General features: G+C 74.2%; 17 protein-coding genes and 3 tRNA genes. 10 read left to right on the top strand and 10 right to left on the bottom strand.

Annotated features, from left to right (window positions below):
- Window positions 1-43: 43 nt before the first annotated feature.
- Together ACZ6S8_RS22095 and ACZ6S8_RS22090 are read right to left on the bottom strand one after the other, a co-directional pair.
- Window positions 44-1,495, bottom strand: a complete 1,452-nt coding sequence (locus ACZ6S8_RS22095) for an FGGY family carbohydrate kinase (protein ID WP_469458216.1) — start codon at window positions 1,493-1,495, stop codon at window positions 44-46.
- 99 nt (window positions 1,496-1,594) lie between these two features.
- Window positions 1,595-1,897, bottom strand: a complete 303-nt coding sequence (locus ACZ6S8_RS22090; RefSeq protein ID WP_469458214.1) for a YtxH domain-containing protein — start codon at window positions 1,895-1,897, stop codon at window positions 1,595-1,597.
- 145 nt (window positions 1,898-2,042) lie between these two features.
- On the opposite strand from ACZ6S8_RS22090, the gene ACZ6S8_RS22085 reads away from it, so the two are divergent.
- The 3 genes from ACZ6S8_RS22085 to ACZ6S8_RS22075 all read left to right on the top strand — a co-directional run bounded on the left by ACZ6S8_RS22085 (window position 2,043) and on the right by ACZ6S8_RS22075 (window position 2,451).
- Window positions 2,043-2,115: transfer RNA gene (locus tag ACZ6S8_RS22085), tRNA-Asn, on the top strand.
- 5 nt (window positions 2,116-2,120) lie between these two features.
- Window positions 2,121-2,193 (top strand) — tRNA-Asn (locus tag ACZ6S8_RS22080).
- A 184-nt stretch (window positions 2,194-2,377) separates the two neighbouring features.
- Window positions 2,378-2,451, top strand: a tRNA-Ile gene (locus ACZ6S8_RS22075).
- Window positions 2,452-2,534: 83 nt separating this feature from the next.
- Here the strand turns inward: ACZ6S8_RS22075 and ACZ6S8_RS22070 are convergent.
- Both ACZ6S8_RS22070 and ACZ6S8_RS22065 read right to left on the bottom strand, forming a co-directional pair.
- On the bottom strand, window positions 2,535-4,151 hold the full coding sequence (locus ACZ6S8_RS22070) for an MFS transporter (protein WP_469458212.1): 1,617 nt from the start codon (window positions 4,149-4,151) through the stop codon (window positions 2,535-2,537).
- 216 nt (window positions 4,152-4,367) lie between these two features.
- The gene (locus ACZ6S8_RS22065) at window positions 4,368-5,567 is read right to left on the bottom strand and encodes a carboxylate-amine ligase (protein ID WP_469458210.1); all 1,200 of its coding nucleotides are present in this window, start codon (window positions 5,565-5,567) and stop codon (window positions 4,368-4,370) included.
- A 214-nt stretch (window positions 5,568-5,781) separates the two neighbouring features.
- Here ACZ6S8_RS22065 and ACZ6S8_RS22060 point away from each other — a divergent pair, with 214 nt between their 5' ends.
- Window positions 5,782-7,044 carry an MFS transporter gene (locus tag ACZ6S8_RS22060; RefSeq protein WP_469458208.1) on the top strand — a complete coding sequence of 421 codons (1,263 nt, stop codon included), beginning with the start codon at window positions 5,782-5,784 and terminating at the stop codon, window positions 7,042-7,044.
- A gap of 24 nt (window positions 7,045-7,068) precedes the next feature.
- Here the strand turns inward: ACZ6S8_RS22060 and ACZ6S8_RS22055 are convergent, their stop codons facing one another.
- Window positions 7,069-7,434, bottom strand: coding sequence for a cupin domain-containing protein (locus ACZ6S8_RS22055; RefSeq protein WP_469458206.1), 366 nt, complete (start codon window positions 7,432-7,434; stop codon window positions 7,069-7,071).
- Window positions 7,435-7,482: 48 nt separating this feature from the next.
- Between ACZ6S8_RS22055 and ACZ6S8_RS22050 the strand changes: the two genes are divergently transcribed.
- Both ACZ6S8_RS22050 and ACZ6S8_RS22045 read left to right on the top strand, forming a co-directional pair.
- A complete protein-coding gene (locus tag ACZ6S8_RS22050; protein ID WP_469458203.1) occupies window positions 7,483-8,358 on the top strand; it encodes a helix-turn-helix transcriptional regulator in 876 nt (291 codons plus the stop codon).
- 118 nt (window positions 8,359-8,476) lie between these two features.
- A complete protein-coding gene (locus ACZ6S8_RS22045) occupies window positions 8,477-9,544 on the top strand; it encodes an esterase-like activity of phytase family protein (protein ID WP_469458201.1) in 1,068 nt (355 codons plus the stop codon).
- A gap of 57 nt (window positions 9,545-9,601) precedes the next feature.
- Here ACZ6S8_RS22045 and ACZ6S8_RS22040 read toward each other — a convergent pair whose 3' ends face one another.
- The 3 genes from ACZ6S8_RS22040 to ACZ6S8_RS22030 form a co-directional block, all read right to left on the bottom strand.
- Window positions 9,602-10,960: a carboxyl transferase domain-containing protein gene (locus tag ACZ6S8_RS22040; protein ID WP_469458199.1), complete on the bottom strand. Its 1,359-nt coding sequence runs from the start codon at window positions 10,958-10,960 to the stop codon at window positions 9,602-9,604.
- Between the two features lie 87 nt (window positions 10,961-11,047).
- Window positions 11,048-12,619 carry a sensor histidine kinase gene (locus tag ACZ6S8_RS22035; RefSeq protein ID WP_469458198.1) on the bottom strand — a complete coding sequence of 524 codons (1,572 nt, stop codon included), beginning with the start codon at window positions 12,617-12,619 and terminating at the stop codon, window positions 11,048-11,050.
- Entirely contained in the window at window positions 12,616-13,653 is a 1,038-nt protein-coding gene (locus tag ACZ6S8_RS22030; protein ID WP_351272023.1) for a rod shape-determining protein, read from the bottom strand. Before ACZ6S8_RS22030 ends, ACZ6S8_RS22035 begins: the two co-directional genes overlap by 4 nt.
- A gap of 211 nt (window positions 13,654-13,864) precedes the next feature.
- Here ACZ6S8_RS22030 and ACZ6S8_RS22025 point away from each other — a divergent pair, with 211 nt between their 5' ends.
- The gene (locus ACZ6S8_RS22025) at window positions 13,865-14,578 is read left to right on the top strand and encodes an esterase/lipase family protein (RefSeq protein ID WP_469458386.1); all 714 of its coding nucleotides are present in this window, start codon (window positions 13,865-13,867) and stop codon (window positions 14,576-14,578) included.
- Window positions 14,579-14,585: 7 nt separating this feature from the next.
- Here the strand turns inward: ACZ6S8_RS22025 and ACZ6S8_RS22020 are convergent, their stop codons facing one another.
- On the bottom strand, window positions 14,586-15,173 hold the full coding sequence (locus tag ACZ6S8_RS22020; protein ID WP_469458195.1) for an RNA-binding protein: 588 nt from the start codon (window positions 15,171-15,173) through the stop codon (window positions 14,586-14,588).
- Window positions 15,174-15,251: 78 nt separating this feature from the next.
- On the opposite strand from ACZ6S8_RS22020, the gene ACZ6S8_RS22015 reads away from it, so the two are divergent.
- Window positions 15,252-16,052, top strand: a complete 801-nt coding sequence (locus ACZ6S8_RS22015; protein ID WP_469458193.1) for an SCO2400 family protein — start codon at window positions 15,252-15,254, stop codon at window positions 16,050-16,052.
- Here the strand turns inward: ACZ6S8_RS22015 and ACZ6S8_RS22010 are convergent.
- Entirely contained in the window at window positions 16,049-16,471 is a 423-nt protein-coding gene (locus tag ACZ6S8_RS22010) for a MarR family winged helix-turn-helix transcriptional regulator (RefSeq protein WP_351272035.1), read from the bottom strand. The two genes, ACZ6S8_RS22015 and ACZ6S8_RS22010, sit on opposite strands and share 4 nt — an antisense overlap.
- Before the next feature lie 94 nt (window positions 16,472-16,565).
- Between ACZ6S8_RS22010 and ACZ6S8_RS22005 the strand changes: the two genes are divergently transcribed.
- Both ACZ6S8_RS22005 and ACZ6S8_RS22000 read left to right on the top strand, forming a co-directional pair.
- Window positions 16,566-17,588 (top strand): NADP-dependent oxidoreductase, encoded by a 1,023-nt coding sequence (locus tag ACZ6S8_RS22005; protein WP_469458191.1) that lies wholly within the window; start codon window positions 16,566-16,568, stop codon window positions 17,586-17,588.
- A 65-nt stretch (window positions 17,589-17,653) separates the two neighbouring features.
- Window positions 17,654-18,076, top strand: a complete 423-nt coding sequence (locus tag ACZ6S8_RS22000) for an organic hydroperoxide resistance protein (RefSeq protein ID WP_272257570.1) — start codon at window positions 17,654-17,656, stop codon at window positions 18,074-18,076.
- The last annotated feature ends 37 nt before the right edge of the window (window positions 18,077-18,113 follow it).

Genomic DNA, 18,113 nt, shown 5'->3' with positions numbered 1-18,113 from the left:
GGCAGCAGGCGGGCTCGGGGACTCCGGTTCCGTACGGTGCGCCCTACGCGAACGCGCCCGGGTGGATCTGCTCCCGCGTCGCGGTGTACTGCTGCCGCACGGCCCGCCACGCCGGGAGCTCCTCGTCCGGTTCGAAGACCTCCGCGGCCGGGGACGGCCAGACCGGCGGGGTGTGCGGGGCCAGCGTGCCCTGCGCCGCGCCGAGCGCCCAGGCCGCCTGGCGGGCCGCGCCCAGCGCCGCGTAGTCGGCCGGCGCGGGGACCACGACCTGCGTCCCGAACAGGCCCGGCGCGAAGGCCTGCACGGCGGGCAGCTCGGCCGCCGCGCCGAGCAGGAACACCCGGCGGATCTCGACACCGCGCGAGCGCAGCACGTCGAGGGCGTCCACGAGCCCGCACAGCATGCCCTCGAAGGAGGCCCTGGCCAGGTGCTCCGGCTTCATCGAGTCCCGGCGGAGCCCGGACAGGGTTCCGGCGGTGTGCGGCAGGTTCGGCGTCCGCTCACCCTCCAGGTACGGCAGGAGCACGAGCCCGTGCGCGCCCGGCGTCGACTTCATCGCCAGCGCGGAGAGCCCCTCCAGGTCGGTGCCGAGCAGCTCCGCCGTGCCGCGCAGGGCCCGTACGGCATTGGAGGTGTTCACCACCGGCAGGTGCAGGCCGCTGGCGTCGGCCAGGGAGGTGATCAGACCGCCCGGCTCCGACAGCGCCTCGCGGTGCACGGCCATCACCGAGCCGGAGGCGCCGAGGGAGACCACGGCGTCGCCGGGGGCGAGGCCGAGCCCCAGCGCGGCGGCCATCGTCTCGCCGGTGCCCGCGGAGATCAGCAGCCCCTCGGGCGTGGTCCCGGCGGCATCGGACGGGCCGAGCACCTCGGGCAGCAGCGCCTGGTGCCCGAGCGCCAGATCGACGAGGTCGGGGCGCCACGAACCGGTGGCCGCCGACCAGTACCCGGTCCCGGAGGCGCCGCCCCGGTCGGTGGTCCGCCGGACCGGCCGGCCCAGCAGCTGCCAGACCAGCCAGTCGTGCGGGGACATCAGCACGGCCACCCGGCGGGCGGCGTCGGGATCGGTACGGGCCAGCCAGGCCAGCTTGGCTATCGGCTGCGCGGCGTGCGGGACCGCGCCCACCGCCTCGGACCAGGCCTGGCGGCCGCCGAGCGAGTCGATGAGGTCGGCCGCGGCGACCTGGCCGCGCTTGTCGTTGCCGACCAGGGCGGAGCGTACGAGACCGCCCTGCGCGTCCAGCGGCAGCAGACCGTGCTGCTGTGCGGAGACCCCTATGGCCTGCACGCCTTCGAGGAGCCCGCCGCCGGCGGCCTCGCCGAGCGAGAGCAGCCAGGCCTGCGGATCGGTCTCGTGGGGGTTCGCGCCGTCGGGTTCGCCCGTGGGCTGTGGATGGGGTGCGTACCCCTGGCGCAGTACGGCGCCCGTATCGGCATCGCAGACGACGATACGAGTGAAGGTGGAAGAGCTGTCCAGCCCGGCGACTATCCCCATGCGGAGGATTCTGCCGCACGCGCGGCCGGACTCCACCGCCGCGGGGACCCCGGAGGGCCCGCGGGAACCTCCGGGGTCCCCGCGGGTCCCGCGGCGGGATCAGGTGTTGCTGGTGCCCCAGTCGTCCTCGGCGCCGCCGCCGACCCGGTCGCGCAGTCCGCGCACCCGCTCGGACAGGCCCTGCGGCACGGCGTCGCCGACCTTCTGGCTCACCGCGGTGAAGGCCTTCCCGGCGAACTCGCGGCCGTTGTGCCCGGCGGTCTCGGCGGCGTTGCGCACCACCGGGTGCTGCGCCACTTCCCTCGCGGACTTCTTCAGCTGCTCGTACCGCTCGCGCCCGGCCCTCGTCCCGAGCACGTAACCCAGGGCCAGTCCGACCACGAACGTGACCTTGTACCGCATGCCTGCCACCCTTCGTCGTGGGGAGCCCGGCCCGCTGGCGATACCGATTGGCGGAGCACCCCCCTGCTTGCGCTAATCTATGTCTCGCAACGGACGGTCGCCCCCCGGCAAGGCCGGAGGTGGGCTGTTCGATGCACCGCAGCAATCCCCTGTAGCTCAATTGGCAGAGCAGCCGACTGTTAATCGGCAGGTTACTGGTTCGAGTCCAGTCGGGGGAGCGCGGTCCCCTGTAGCTCAATTGGCAGAGCATTCGGCTGTTAACCGGAGGGTTACTGGTTCGAGTCCAGTCGGGGGAGCATGGAAGAAGAGGGCCCCGGGTGGGGTCCTCTTCTTTTTTGCCCTCTTCTGGAACCGGGCAGCCCTCAGCGCGGTCTCTCTGAGCAGGCGAAGCCGATCATGCGAGGCATCCGAGGCAGGAGATCGTATGAGCGGCTATGCTGCGGCAGACGGCGCGCACATGTGTACGCGCCACGCCGTGAAGGGGCGGTAGCTCAGCCGGTTAGAGCAGCGGACTCATAATCCGTCGGCCGTGGGTTCGAGTCCCACCCGCCCCACAGCAAGCCGCAGGTGCAGAAACGATCGCGCCTGCGGCTTTGGCGTGTCCGGGGTCTGTCGTGCCATCAGGCGGGCCGGAGGGCTACGGCTCGTCCGAGCGGGGCTGCGTCGTCGGGATCCGCTGGGTGAAGAACAGGGCGAGGAGCGCGGCGAGGGCCAGGATGCCGAGGGCCGCGCGCAGGCCGTCGAGCCGCGCGTCGGCGTTGGCGTCCAGTGCCGCCCGGGACACCTCCGGGCTCGTGCCGGCCTCGGCGAGGGCGGTGTCGAGCTGGGCGTCGGACAGGAAGGGCGCGCCGCTCTGGAGCTGGACGCCCGTCTGGCTCTTGACGCTCTCCGGGACCGCCGGATTCGCCTCGACGTTGGTCAGGAAGGAAGAGGTGAGCACGGCGATCATCATCGATCCGGCGAGCGCAGTGCCGATCGAAGCGCCGAGGTTGGTCACGGCGTTCTGGACGCCGCCGACCTCCGCGCTCTGGGCCTGCGGCACCGCGGACACGGTGACCGACCCGAGCTGGGACGCCAGCGCGCCCATGCCCAGCCCGATCAGCAGGAGCGGGACGGTGACGGCCTCCGCGCCGGCGTCCGCGTCGAGCGCGGCCATCAGGACCACCGCGCCCGCGAGCAGCGCGAGGATTCCGAGCCGCACCACCCGCCGCGGCGAGACGTCCGGGAGGAACCGCGGGATCAGGGTCGCGGCCGCCAGCAGGCTCACCGAGAGGGGCAGGAGGCGGGCACCGGTCTCCAGGGCCGACAGGCCCAGGGCGACGGACAGGTAGAGCGGGACGACGAAGAACACGCCCATCTGGACGAGGTACTGGAAGAAGAACATCGTCAGGCCGCCGGTGAGCTGCTTGTTCCGCAGCATGCCGGGGTCGACGAGGGGGTCCCCGCCCCGTACGACGACCCTGGCCTCCCAGCGGAGGAAGAGCCAGATCAGCAGCAGGCCCGTCAGCATCAGCCACGTCGTCAGGGAGACCCCGATCCACGAGGGCGCGCCGGGCTTGGGCTGGAAGAAGCCCCATTCGCCGGACCGGAGCACGCCGTAGACGAAGGCCCCGAGCCCGGCGGAGGAGAGGACGGCGCCCGTGTAGTCGATGCCCCGGCGCTCACCGGGCGGGGCGTCCGCGATGCGACGCGCGAGCAGGAGGATGCCCAGCACCACCACGACCTCGCCGGCGAAGACCCACCGCCACGAGAAGTACGTCGTGGCGACACCGCCGACGAGGGGCCCGACCGCGATCGCCACGGCCCCCGCCGCCACGACGAGTCCGTAGGCGGCGGGTCGGCGTTCGACGGAGAAGTTGCCGGCGACGAGCGCCACGATGGCGGGCAGGATGAGGGCCGCTCCCAGTCCCTCCAGGAACGCCCAGCCCAGCAGCAGCACGGGCAGGTTCGGCGCGAACGCCGTGGTGAGGGAGCCGACTCCGTAGACGCAGCAGCCGATCACGAAGGCACGCTTGCGGCCGATCAGTGCCCCGACCTTGCCGCCGGGAATCATGAACATGGCCATCACGAGGGTGTACGCGGTGATCGCTCCCTGGACGCCCGTCACGGTCGTGCCCACGTCCTCGGCCACCGTGGCGATGGAGACGTTCATGACGGAGCTGTCGAGCGCCATCAGGAACTGACCGGACGCGAGCGTCAGCAGGACGGTGCGCGCCTTCGCCGCACCTTCGGTGGTGCCTACCCGGGAAGCCATTCGGGCATGGTCCCAGCGGCCCGGGGGCGGGAGGGGCTGACGCGCCCGGCGGTCAACCGGACGGCGGCGGCCCGCCGCACGCGACGCGGGGGCCGCGCGCGCACGGAGCACCCCGGCAGGGCCGGGCGGGACCGGGCGGGTGCGGACGGGTCGTGCGCCCGGGCCGCCCGACCGCCCCCGCCCCGCGCCGCCCCGCCCGCGCCGCCGGGGGTGCGGCTAGAAGTTCTCCGTCTCGTCGGCCAGGTGCCGCAGTACGTCCGTCAGGTCCTGGCGGCGGGCGAAGGCCGCGCGCTGGCGGTGGGCGCCGGAGCCGTCGCGCAGCAGGCCCGCCAGGGTCTTCGCCGCGTGGTCCAGATCGCCCACGGCCGCCAGTTCCGGGGCGACCAGGTCCAGCAGGGCCTCCGCGAGGTCGGCCGCGGGGAGCTCCGCGCCCGAGAAGGGGTCGAGGCCGAAGCCCTCCAGCCCGTCGTGGGCCGCCCGCCAGCGCGCCAGGCGCAGTACGTCGTCCCGCAGCGCCGGCTCGGGGCGCCGCTCCGCGATCTCCCGCAGGGCCGTGGCCACCAGGGCCCGGGCCAGCTCGGCCTGGAGGACGGCCGTGTCGATGTCCGGGGACATGTCCGGCGCCCGGATCTCCAGCGTCGGCCAGTGCCCCGACGGGCGGAGGTCCCAGTAGACCATCTTGGTGTCGAGGGCCGCTCCGGAGTCGAGCAGGGTCTGCACCGAGCGCCGGAAGTGCGCGGCGGAGGTGTAGTGCGGGGGCAGCCCCGCCGAGGGCCAGCCCGCCCAGGCCATCGCCCGCCAGCTCGCGTGGCCGGTGTCGCGGCCGTCCCAGTACGGCGAGTTGGCGGCCAGTGCGATCAGCGTGGGCAGCCACGGCCGGACCCGGTTAGAGACGGCCACGGCCGTGTCCACGTCGAGCGTGCCGATGTGGATGTGACGGCCGCAGCTGACCAGGGTCTCGGTGAGCGAGCCGAAGCGGCGGTGCTGCTCGCGCTGGCGCGGGGTGTCGTCGGTCAGGTGCAGCGGCCCCTCCACGGCCACGACCGGCGAGGGCGAGGCCAGCAGCCGGCAGCCGTGGGCGCGGGCCGCCCGCGCGAGGGTGCGGCGCAGGGCGGCGATCTCCTTGCGCAGCGCGGCCGCCGAGTGCGCGATCGGAGTGGACAGCTCCACCTGGTAGCGGGTGCCCTCGGGGTGCAGCTCGCCCGGCAGCCCGGCGGCCGTGGCGAGGACGAGGGGGGCGGCGGGGACCACCCGGAAGGTGCGGGCGTCGACGAGCAGGAACTCCTCCTCGACTCCGAGGGTGAGGGGGACGACGGGGGGAACGGCGGGACGCCCCGAGTGGTGCGGGACGCCGGTACGCGGGACACCGGTACGCGGGGTGCTGTCGCTCGTGGTGCTGTTGCCAGGTTCGATCACTACGCCTCCCTGGACATACGAGTCTTTTCATCATGAGCCGAACACGAGGCGGGGAGCGCGCGCCGATTCGGTCAAATGTGCGGTGATAGTGGCGAGTTAGCGGCAAGCACCCGGTCGCCCCGGGACCCCGGAGCCGGATGGGGCGACTGTGGCCGCTGTGTGAAGCGGGGGAAATGCCCTGGGGGGTGCGGCCGGGAGGTGGTTACCATCCGCTGTGACCCGTACGACCGAACCCCCGCGCACCCGGCCCCGGATATTCGCCGACCTCACTCCGCTGCGCACCTCCGCGCACTACCGGCGGCTCTGGACCGGCAGCATGATCTCCTGGGTCGGACAGGCGATGACCGCGCTCGCGATCTCGCTCCAGGTCTACGACATCACCGGCTCCAGCTTCTCCGTCGGGCTGGTCGGCCTCTTCTCGCTCGTCCCGCTCGTCGCCTTCGGCCTGTACGGCGGCGCGATCGCCGACACCCTCGACCGCCGCAAGCTCGGCCTCTACGCCTCCCTCGGCGCCGCCGCGCTGTCCCTCGCGCTGGCCGGGGCGGCCCTGCTCGACTACCACCGGGTGTGGTTCCTGTACGCCGTCGTCGCCCTCCAGTCGGTGTGCGGCGCGCTCAGCGGACCGGCGCGCTCGGCGATGATCCCCCGGCTGCTGCCGGCCGAGCAGCTGCCCGCCGCCAACGCCCTGAACTCCGTCACCATGACCACCGGGACCATGGCCGGTCCGATGCTCGGCGGCCTGATCGTCGGCTGGTGGGGCTTCCAGGCCGCCTACCTCATCGACGCCGTGACCTTCTGCGCCGCCCTGTACGCGCAGTGGCGGCTGCCGTCGATGAAGCCCGACCGCGCCGAGGGCGTGCGGGGGCGGGCCTCCGTCCTGGACGGCCTGCGCTTCCTCGGGACCCGGCCCAACATCCGTATGACCTTCTTCTCCGACCTGGCCGCGATGGTGCTCGCCCAGCCGAAGGCGCTGTTCCCGGCCATCGCCGTGCTGTGGTTCGGCGGCGACGCCAAGACGGTGGGCCTGATGGTGGCCGCACCCGCCCTGGGGGCGATGCTCGGCGGGGTGCTCTCCGGCTGGCAGGGCCGCATCCGCCGGCACGGGCTGGCGATCCTGCTCGCCGTCGCCTCGTGGGGGCTGGCCATCGCGGCCTTCGGGCTCACCCGGAACCTGTGGCTCGGGCTGTTCTTCCTCGCCCTGGCGGGGTGGGCCGACACCATCTCCATGGTGTTCCGCTCGACGATGATGCAGGCCGCGGCCCCGGACGAGATGCGGGGCCGCCTCCAGGGCGTGTTCATCGTGGTCGTCGCGGGCGGACCCCGGCTCGGGGACTTCGTCGCCGGCTCCGTCGCCGACCTGACCTCGCCGGCCGTGGCGATCACGGGCGGCGGACTCGCGTGCGTCCTGGTGCTGGGCCTGCTCGCCCTGCGCTGGCGGGGCTTCGCCCGCTACGACGCGAAGTCGCCGCAGGCGTAGCCCGCGGCCGGCCGGCCCCGGCAGTCAGGCGTCCACCGGGTCCTTGGTGCGGTCGCCGCCCGCCGTGCCGGTGTTCACCGTGCCGGACGGCTCGAACAGCAGGATGTGCGCCTCCCCGGAGGCCTCCGGGCAGTGCTCCACCCCGCGCGGGACCACGTACAGCTGCCCCGGGCGCAGCACCACGTCCCCGTCGCGCAGACGGATCGTCAGGGTGCCGCCGACCACGAGGAACAGCTCGTCCGTGTCCTCGTGGGCGTGCCACACGAACGCGCCGCCGACCTTGGCGACCTTCACCTCGTAGTCGTTGACGCGGGCGATCCGGCGCGGCGCCCACCGCTCGTCGAAGGCCGCCAGCTTCCCCGCGATGTCCACCGCTGCGTGTGTCGTCATGCGCCCAGGCTGCCGGGCGGGCCGCGGGGCGTCTTGTACGTTCCTGACATGGCCGTCATACGCCCGACCAGCACCGTCTCCGCCTGGAAGCCGCCGGTCCCGGGTGTCGCGGAGGTCTTCCACGCCCGGTTCACCGACCACGCCTACCCGGCCCACGTGCACGACACCTGGGCGCTGATGATCCTGGACGGCGGGCGCGTCGACTTCGCGCTGGACCGGGAGCGGCACGGCCTCGGGGTCTCGGACGCGGTGGTCCTGCTGCCGCCGGGAGTGGCCCACGACGGGCGGACCGTCACCGAGGCGGGCTTCCGCAAGCGCGTGCTCTACCTCGACACCTCCGTCCTGCCGGAACACCTCACGGGGGCCGCCGTCGACGCCCCGCTGCTGTTCGACGGGGCGTTGCGGCGCCGGGTGCACGCGCTGCACCGGGCGCTGGGGAGCGGAGGGCTGCCGTCCGGCGCGGTCGACGTGCTGGAGGCCGGGTCGCGGCTGGCCTTCGTACGGGAGCACCTGCATCGGCGGCTGTCCGGGCGCGCGGAGCGCACTGCGGCGGAACGCGAAGCGGCGGGGCGCGCGGCGCCGGGTGCGGGGACCGCCGTACGGCTGCGCGAGCTGCTGGACGCCCGGGTGGTCGAGGGGATCACGCTGGAGGAGGCGTCGGCGGAGCTCGGGCACCCGCATCCCACGCAGCTGATCCGCAGCTTCCGGGCGGCCTACGGGCTGCCGCCGCACGCCTACCTCACGGGCCGGCGGGTCGCGATGGCGCGGCGGCTGCTGCTGGCGGGCGTCCGGCCGGCCGAGGCGGCGACGGCGGCTGGCTTCTACGACCAGGCCCACCTGACCCGCCACTTCGGGCGGCACGTGGGGACGAGCCCGGCGCGCTTCGCCCGGTCCGGGCCGCCGCGGGGTCCGGGGCCGGTGTGAAGGGGAGTTGGCGGGTTCGTTGCCATCGTGTTGCCGGGGCTTCCCCTCTGTTCCGATGCGTCATATGACTATTCGGCAGTACGCCAACTGAATCAGCCGAACCGGGAGGAAGGCCTCCATGCGCCTTCGTACGCTCGTCACCACCGCGGTCGCCACCGCCGCGCTCGCCGGGCTGTCGGCCCCGCCCGCCCTCGCGGCCCCCCGGCCGGGCCGGGCCTGCTCGCCGTACCTGTCCGTCGCGGGCTACTCCGACGCGCTCGACAAGACCACCGTGGACGGCCGGCTGGTCGGCGGCATCTCGGGTCTGGCGCTGGACCGGGACGGGACGGTCGCCGGAGTCTCCGACCGCTCGGTCCTGTTCACCCTGAAGACCGGCCGCGGCGACACCCCGACCGCGAGGGCCACCGCGCAGCTGCCGCTGACCGACGGCGCCGGCAAGCCGGTCGACTCCGAGGGGATCGTCGTCGACCGGGACGGGACGTACCTGATCACGGACGAGTTCGCGCCCGCGATCCGGCGCTACAGCCGCACCGGCCGGGTGCTCGGCACGCTGCCGGTCCCGGACGCCTTCCGGCTCCCGCCGCAGGGCCGGGCCACCACGAACCAGACCTTCGAGTCGCTGACCCTGCTGCCCGGCGGGAACACGCTGGTCGCGGGCGTCGAGGGACCGCTGGCCGGTGACGGCAAGGACGCGCGGGGGAGGACCCTGCAACGCGTCCAGACCTGGGAACGGGGCCGGGACGGGCAGTTCGTCCTCGGCCGGCAGTACGCCTACGCCGTCGACCCGGGGCACAACCTCGTCGAGCTCGCGCCCACCCGGGACGGCCGGCTGATCGTGCTGGAGCGCGGGTTCACCCAGCAGTTCGCGATCACCGTGCGGCTGTACGTCGCCGATCCGCTCGGCGCCACGGACACCACGGAGGTGGAGTCGCTGGCCGAGGGGCCCCGGCTGCGCACGGCGCGCAAGACGCTGCTGGGGGACTTCGACGACTGCCCCACGCTGGGCGCCCCGTCCAAGCTGCCGCAGAACCACCCGCTGGTGGACAACGTCGAGGGCATGGTCGTCACCGACCACGACGGGTCCGGACGGCTGCGCCTGCTGCTCGTCAGCGACGACAACGAGCTGGCCCAGCAGGTCACGCGGCTCTACCGGGTGGACGTACGGCTCCCGTCGCGCCGCCGCTGACGGTCCGGCCGGCCCTGGTCCCGCGCGCCGGCGCCCGACCGGGCCCAGCGCAGCCCCTCAGCCGGTCCGGAGCGGGACCACGCCCCGTGCCACGCCCAGGGCCACCAGGTCCTGGGGGCGGATGCGGAGCTGGTCGGCGGTGGCCGGGGCGGCCTCCGGGGGCCGCTTGAGGATGGCCGCCGCCAGCTCCGGGGCGATCACCGAGAAGTAGCTGTCGGGGGTCACCCACGTGTTGCCCGGCGCGGCCAGCGCGAGGGCGCCGCCCGAGCCGCCCTCGCCGATCAGCAGGGTGGTGACGGGCACCGCCGCCGAGGCCAGCGCCGCGAAGGCGTCCGCGATGGCGGGCCCGGCGCCCGCGCGTTCGGCGGCGGCGTCGTTGGCCGCGCCCGGGGTGTCCACCAGGGTGAGCACGGGGATGCCGAGCCGGTCCGCGAGCCGGACGACGCGGGCCGCCGTGCGGTAGCCGGCCGGGCGGGTGGCGGTGCCGCACTGGGCGGCGTACGCCACCGCGCGGCCCTCCCGCAGCCCGAACCCGCACAGCATCCCGGGGTCGGTACCGCCGGCCCGGTCCCCGGAGAGGGGCAGGCGCAGCGCGAAGTACGCGTCCAGGTACGCCCCGGCGCGCGGCCGGTCCGGGTGGCGGGCCTGGAGGACGGCGTCCCAGCCGGTCTCCGGCGGTGTCCCGTCGTGTACGCCGCCCAGCGCGGCCGGCGGCTCGACGGGCCCGTCGGGGCGGGGCGCGGTCAGCACGCGGAGCCAGCCGGCGAGGGTCCCGGGCAGCTCGGCCGGGGGCACCACGGCGTCCACGTGCCCGGCGGCGTACTGCCCCTCGGCCGTGTAGGCCGCCGGGTCCGCGTCCGCCGGGCGGACCCGGGAGCCCGCGAAGCCGACCTGCGCCCCGGGGAGCGCGAGGACCACGTCGGCCCCGGCCCCGAGGGTGGCCCAGCCGCCGCCGGTGGTGGGATCGCGCAGGACGGCCAGCTGGGGGAGTCCGGCGGCGCGCGTCAGGACGCACTGGCGGGCCACGCGCTGGAGCTGGGTCAGCGCGAGCATGCCCTCCTGCATGCGGGAGCCGCCGGTCGCGATCAGGGAGACCAGGGGCAGGCGGTGCGCGCGGGCGTGGGCGTAGGCCGCTTCGAGCCGGTCGCCGGTGCGCCCGCCGAGGGAGCCGCCGAGGAAGCCGAACTCGAAGGAGATCACGGTGGCTTCGACGCCCCCGAAACGGGCGGCGCCCGTGACGACGGACTCCTCCTCGCCGGTCCGCCGCGCGGCGCGGGCGCGGGAGTCGTCGTACCCGGTCCAGGCAAGCGGCCCGTCGGGCGCCGACTGGCCCGGGGGCGGCGGGAGTTCGGCGAAGCTGCCGGCGTCGGCGAGGGAGGCGATGGCCGCGCGGGCCGAGAGGCGGGTCGTCGTCACGGGGCCACCCTAGGGGGTGCCGTCAACCGCGCTCCGGCCGTGCCACCGACCTGCCCGGACGGCCGGACGGTCGGCCGGACGGCAGCTCTACAGCGGTGACTCCCAGGTCACCGCCGTGCCGCGGGACGCGGACTCCGTGCGGCCGTCGTCCGACACCGTCAGGCGGACCCGGGACGCGGTCGCGTCCACCTCCACCTCGATGGCGGAGACCTCGCTGCGCCGGTGCGCCGCGGCCAGGGCGCCCCGCAGGGCGGAGAGCAGGTCGCTCGCCACCGGCTCCGGCAGCAGGGCGTCCAGCGGCCCCGCGAAGTGCACCGACGGCTGGAAGCCCAGCAGCACCGCCGCGCCGCCCGTCTCGCGCAGGACCCGGCCCCGGAAGGTCGTCGGGGCGTCGGACGGCGGCTGCTGGAGGGCGAAGATGGCGGTGCGGACCTCCTGGATGGTGGAGTCGAGCTCGTCGACGGCGCGGGCCAGCTCGTCGCCGACGGTGTCCCCGGACGCCGCGTTCGAGGACCTCCGCCGGGTGCTCTCCAGCATCATCTCCGTCGCGAACAGCCGCTGGACCACCAGGTCGTGCAGGTCCCGGGCGATCCGGTCGCGGTCCTCGTAGACCGCGAGCTGCTCCCGGTCGTGCTGGGCGTCCGCCAGTACGAGGGCCAGCGCCGCCTGCGAGGCGAACTGCGAGGCCAGCAGCCGGTCCACGGCGTCGTACGCGGGCCCGCCGCGATCCCGGGGCAGGGCCAGCGTGCCGATCAGCTGCCCGCCGCTCTGCAGGGGCAGCATCATGCTGGGGCCGAAGCGCTCCCGGACGTGCGTGGTCATCCGTGGGTCCGTCGCCGAGTCCTCTATGAAGACGGCCTCACCGCCGAGCAGTTGCTCCAGGACCGGGGAGCCGGGCGCGATGGCCGTTCCCACCAGGTCCCCGGGTTCGCCCCGGGTCGAGGCGGCGACGATCTCCATGCCGCCCTCGGGGGTGGGCTGGAGGACGACGCCGGCCGCCGCGTCCGCCAGCAGCCGGGCCCGTTCGGCCACGCACATCAGCGCGTCCGCGGCGGGGCGGCCGGCCAGCAGGGTCGTGGTCACCGCGGCCGCGCCCTCGATCCAGCGCTCCCGGCGGCGCACGGTCTCGTACAGCCGGGCGTTGCCGATCGCTATGCCCGCCTGCGAGGCGAGGACGCGCAGCAGGGCGAGGTCCTCGTCGGTGAAGGAGCCCCCGCCGTGCTTCTCGGTCAGGTAGAGGTTGCCGAAGACCTCGGTGTGCACCCGGATCGGAACGCCCAGGAAGCTGCGCATGGGCGGATGGCCGGGCGGGAACCCGGCCGACCGGGGGTCCTGCGCGAGGTCGTCGAGCACCAGCGGGCGCGGGTCGCTGATCAGGGTTCCGAGCAGGCCCGAGCGGCCGTCCGGGAGGTGGGGCACGGCGGCCCGCTCCGCGTCGGTCATCCCGCAGGTGAACAGCGAGGTCAGCCGGACGCGCTCGGGGTCGATGACCCCGAGCGCCCCGTACCGGGCCCCGCACAGCCCGGTCGCCGAGTCGACGATGTGCTGGAGGGTGGAGTGCAGCTCCAGTTCGGAGCCGACGCTGAGCACCGCCTCCAGCAGGACGGGCAGGGTGGGCGGCTCCTGGTACCGGTCGGTCTCCCGTCCCGCGTTCGTCATCCGGCCAGCGGGTTGAGAACCATGGGTGCGATCTTCCCTTCGAGCATCGCGCCGAGACCGAGCACGGCGCACACGTCCGGCCGTTCCGCGATGGCGACGGGCATGCCGGTGGCGTCGCGCAGCATCTGGTCCAGGCCCGGCAGCAGGGCGCTGCCACCCACCATCATGATCCCCCGGTCCGTCAGGTCCGCGACCAGGTCCGGGGGGCAGTCCCGCAGGACCTTGCCGATGCCGTCGAGGACGGCGGTCAGCGGGGTGAAGATCGCGTCGCGCACGGCGGCGGTGTCGACCTGGACCGAGCGGGCCAGACCGGTGGCCACGTCGCGGCCGTGGATCAGGGTGGAGGCCGGTCCCTCGGCGGTGATGCCGTTGCCGTGCAGCGCCAGCTGGAGCGGCCGGACCGCCTGGCTGGGCAGCATCAGCTCGTGCGCGTGGCGCAGGTGCTGGACGATCGCGTGGTCGATGGCCTCGCCGCCGACCGGGATGCGCTCGGCGGTGACGATCGAGCCGAGGGAGAGGACGGCCACCTGGGTGGCCGCCGCCCCGCACACCATGATCATCGTCGCGGTCGGCTGCTCCACGGGCAGGCCGCAGCCGACGGCCGCCGCGATCAGGGTGTCGACCAGCTCGACGCGGCGGGCGCCGAGCCCGACCAGGGTCTCCACGGTCGCCCGCTGGGCCAGCGGGTCCGCGTCGTGCGGGGTGCAGGCCGCGGCGCGCAGCCGGGGCTTGCGGCGCAGGGCGCGCCGCAGCTTCTCGCCGAGGAGGTGACGCAGCATCCGCTGGGCCATCTCGATGTCGACGACGGTGCCGCCGGAGACGGGGCGCACCACCCGGATGTAGTCGGGCGTGCGGCCGGTCATCCGCTCGGCGAAGGTTCCCACGGCGATGAGCGCGCCGGTGCGCGTGTTCACCGCGGCGACGCTGGGCTCGTCGACGACGAGCCCAGCGCCCTTGACGTACACGCGGGTCCTGGCCGCGCCCAGGTCGACGGCGACGTGGCAGCGGCGCAACTGCTCAAGACTGACGGTCACGGCAGATCCTCCCGAGAGCGCTGACGCAAGAAGACCGGCGAACCGCCGGTCGCTTTTCACATCATCCCGGGCATATGGGTCTGACCGCCTGTTGGGATGCTCCGGCCGGGGGTGCCGGGTGCCTGCACGGGGGTGGATTTCTGTACCGACAGACAGCACCATGCGCGCACCGCACGCACTACTCGTGCGTAACAAGGTAAAGGGGGACCCCATGCTGACGGCCCGCCAGAGACTGCTGGCACTTCTGACGCTCTGCCTGGCGCTGCTGGCGCCCTTCCCGGCCCATGCCGCCGACCGGGGGGCCGGAGGCGCGGCCGGACGGGCGGCGGCGCCGCGCAATCCGGTGGTCTTCGTCCACGGTTACAACGCCGACCCCGGCGTGTGGGGATCCCTGCGCGAGGACCTGCGAGCCGCCGGGTACGCCGACTCGGAGCTGTTCTCGTGGGGTTACGACACGCACCGGTCCGTCAACGAGGTCCTCTCAAGCCGGCTCGGCGCGTACGTCGACGAGGTCCGCCGCCAGACCGGCGCCGCCCGCGTCGACGTCGTCGCGCACTCCTTCGGCTCGCTGGTGAGCCGCTGGTACGTGAAGTTCGGGGGCGGCGCCGCCACCGTCGACCACTGGGTGTCGCTGGCCGGCCCCAACCGCGGCACCTCCACCGCCTGGGCCTGCGCCCTGTGGGACCAGGCCTGCCGGGACATGACGCCGGGTTCGTACGTGGTGAAGAACCTGAACGCGGGGGACGAGACCCCGGGCGCGGTGAAGTACGCGACGTTCTGGTCCCCGTGCGACGAGATCGTCAACCCGGACGACAGCGTCCCGCTCACCGGAGCCGCCAACACGCAGGTGGGCTGCATCGAGCACAACGACCTGCTGGGCGACGACGCCACCTCGGCGGGCGTACGGGCCTTCCTCGCCTCCTAGACCCCACCTAGCCGGGCGCGCCCCCGAACCCGACCCGCTGGAGCAGGCCGTACGTGAACTCCGCCACGCAGGGCCGCCCCCCGGCGGCGAACGCGAGGCGCCAGCGGGTCGGCGCGGTGCCCTCCATCGGCCGCACCGGCGCGAAGGCGCGCGCCACCTCGTCCACCGTCGCCGACCAGGGCAGCAGGTCGTCCGCCGACTCCAGTACGGGACCGGCCGCGCCGGGGGCCCGGACCAGCCACTCGTTCCACACGGCCCCGTCCGGCGCGGCCAGCACCTCGAACCGCAGGTCGGGCCAGAGTGGCACCGGCCACAGCAGGGCCTCGCACTCCAGATCGCCGATCTTCCGGCGCTCGGCGGACTCCGCCGGGCCCAGCACCGAGCGGTACCGGGCCAGGGCTCCGCGGGAGCGCGGCGAGCGGACCATGGCCTGCCAGCGCTTGTTGGCCTCGCGCTGGTCCGCGAGCGAGGCGCCCAGCCGGTGCCGGGCCCGGTCGGCGAGGTCGGGCTGGAAGTCGGCCATCCGGCGCAGCAGCACGAGCTGGAAGGCTTCCGGCCCGAAGGGCCCCGGGCGTCCGGGCGGGGTCGCTGTCATGGAAGCCACGATTCCACACAGGATCCTTACGTTCCCGCGTTACGGATGTGGCCGGTGACCGCATAGCCTGCGGGCGCCATGAACTACTGCCACGCCTGCCGGAGGCACCTCAACGGCGCACTGGCGTGCGCCGGGTGCGGAACCCCGGCCGAATACCTCGTCCCCGCCGCCCCCGTCCCGCCGGGCGCCCCGGGTGCCGCCGCCCCGTTCGCCCCCGTCCCGGCCGCGGGCCCGGTGCCCGGCCCGGTCCGGGGCCCCGGCGCGCCGCACGGGCCCGCCGACGCGGACGCGGACTCCCTCGTCGTCCTGTCGGCGCCGAACGAGCGCCGCCCCGGTGCCCGGCGCCGCTCCGCCCACCGCAGGCGCCGCCGGACCGTGCTGAACGTCGGGCTCGGCCTGCTGCTCGCGACCGGCGGCGCGCTCGCGGTGGTCCGGCTGGCGACCGACGGGGAGCGCAGCGACCGCGCCTCCACCGTGGTGCTGACCGACGACTCGGCGCCCGGCGTGCCCGTGCCCGCCCCGAGCGCGCCGTCCGCCGCGGCCCCCTCGGCCGGGGCGCCGGGCCGGGCCACCGCCTCGGCGAAGGCCGCCGGCGGGGCGACGAAGACGGCCGGTCCCGCGGCGTCCTCCGCGAGCGCGACGAAGCCGGGTCCGGCGTCGTCGGCGCCCGCGCCCGCGACGGGGGAGCCGTCGTCCGGGACTCCCGACGCGGGGGTCACCGTAAAGCCGGGAACGTCGGCGAAGCCGTCGCCCAGCACCTCCGGAAGCGGGAAGCCGCCGAAGCCCTCGGCGTCGGCCAAGCCCACCCCCTCACCCTCGAAGACCCCGAAGCCGACGCCACCGCCGTGCTACTTCTGGGATCCCTGCTGGTGGGATTAGCCCAGCATCCGCTTGAGCAGGTCCCGCAGGGCCGTCCGTTCCTGCGCCGACAGCCCCGCCAGGGGCTCGCGCGCGAAGTCGAGGGACTCGCGCAGGCGGTCGGCCGTCTGCAGGCCCTCCTCGGTGGGGGCGGCCAGCTTGACCCGGCGGTCCGCCGGGTCCGGGCGGCGCTCGACCAGGCCGCGGGTCTCCAGCCGGTCGACGATGCCGGTCACGTTCGAGGGCTCGCACCGCAGCTTCTGCGCGATCCGGCGCATCGGCAGCGGCTCCAGGGCCAGCAGGTTCAGGACCCGGGCCTGGGCGCCCGTGAGCTGGTGGCTGGCGGCCACGTGCTCGTACTCCATGTGGTAGCGGGCCACGACGTCGCCGATGAGTTCGACGACCTCGAGGGTCACTGGGTCTGCGCGACGACTGGGCATGGAACCAGCGTACCCATTTACTTGACAACATGAAATATCCAGGCGCATGGTTGTTTCACGTTGTGAAGCATTTCTTCGGCATTCAGGAGTCCCCATGACCGAGATCCCCGCCGTCAGCCGTGAGTGGCACCTCGTCCGTCGCCCGCAGGGCTGGCCCGTCGCCGAGGACTTCGCCCTGCGCGAGGTCCCGGTGTCCGCCGAGCCCGCACCGGGCCGGATCCTCGTGCGCAACCTCCACATGTCGGTGGACCCGTACATGCGCGGCCGGATGAACGACGTGAAGTCCTACGTACCGCCCTTCCAGCTCGACGAGCCGATGCAGGGCGGGGCCGTCGGCGAGGTCGTCGCCTCCGCCGCCGAGGGCTTCGCCGTCGGCGACCACGTCCTGCACCACCTGGGCTGGCGCGAGTACGCCGACCTCGACGCGAAGCACGCCACCAAGGTCGACGCCGCCCTCGCCCCGCTCTCCGCCTACCTCGGCGTGCTCGGCATGCCGGGCCTCACCGCGTACGCGGGCCTCTTCGAGGTCGCCTCCTTCAAGGAGGGCGACGCCGTCTTCGTCTCCGGCGCGGCGGGTGCGGTCGGCGGCCTCGTGGGCCAGTTCGCGAAGATCAAGGGCGCCTCCCGGGTGATCGGCTCCGCCGGCTCGGACGAGAAGGTGACCCTCCTCACGGAGAAGTACGGCTTCGACGCCGCCTTCAACTACAAGAACGGCCCGGTCGCCCAGCAGCTGCGCGCCGCCGCCCCCGAGGGCATCGACGTCTACTTCGACAACGTCGGCGGCGACCACCTCGAAGCCGCGATCTCCTCCCTCAAGGTGCACGGCCGCGCCACCCTGTGCGGTGCGATCGCCGGCTACAACGACACCGAGGCCGCCCCCGGCCCGCGCAACCTGATGCAGGTCATCGGCAAGCGGCTGCGGCTCCAGGGCATCCTCGTCGGGGACCACGCCGGACTCCAGCAGCAGTTCGTGCAGGACGTCGCCGGCTGGCTGGCCTCGGGCGAGCTGCGCTACGACGAGACGGTCGTCGAGGGCGTCGAGAACGCCACCTCCGCCTTCCTCGGCATGCTGCGCGGAGAGAACACCGGAAAGATGATCGTTTCTTTCACCGGTTAGGCTCACTCCACACCGTCGCGGCCCGTGGGCGCGAGTCGCGACGATCACCAGGAGGATTTCCCTACATGTCCATCCAGCAGTCCGATGTCGCGTACACCGCTGTCGCCACCGCCGAGAACGGCCGTGACGGCCGCGTCGCCACCAACGACGGGCAGCTCGACGTCGTCGTGAACCCGCCGAAGGAGCTCGGCGGCAGCGGCGCCGGCACCAACCCGGAGCAGCTGTTCGCCGCCGGCTACAGCGCCTGCTTCCAGGGCGCCCTGGGCGTCGTCGCGAAGAACGAGAACGCCGACATCTCCGGTTCCACCGTCACCGCCGAGGTCGGCATCGGCAAGAACGACGACGGCTTCGGCCTGATCGTCAAGATCTCCGCCGTGATCCCGAACGTGGACGCCGCCACCGCCAAGGACCTCATCGAGAAGGCCCACCAGGTCTGCCCGTACTCCAAGGCCACCCGCGGCAACATCACCGTCGAGCTCGCCGTCTGATCCAGCGGCTCCCGCTGATCGCACGCCGGAACCGGCA

It is taken from the genome of Streptomyces sp. NPDC048461 (assembly GCF_055587105.1).
The sequence above is the reverse complement of the archived record's forward strand: the minus strand, read 5'-3'. Positions and strand labels throughout refer to the sequence as shown.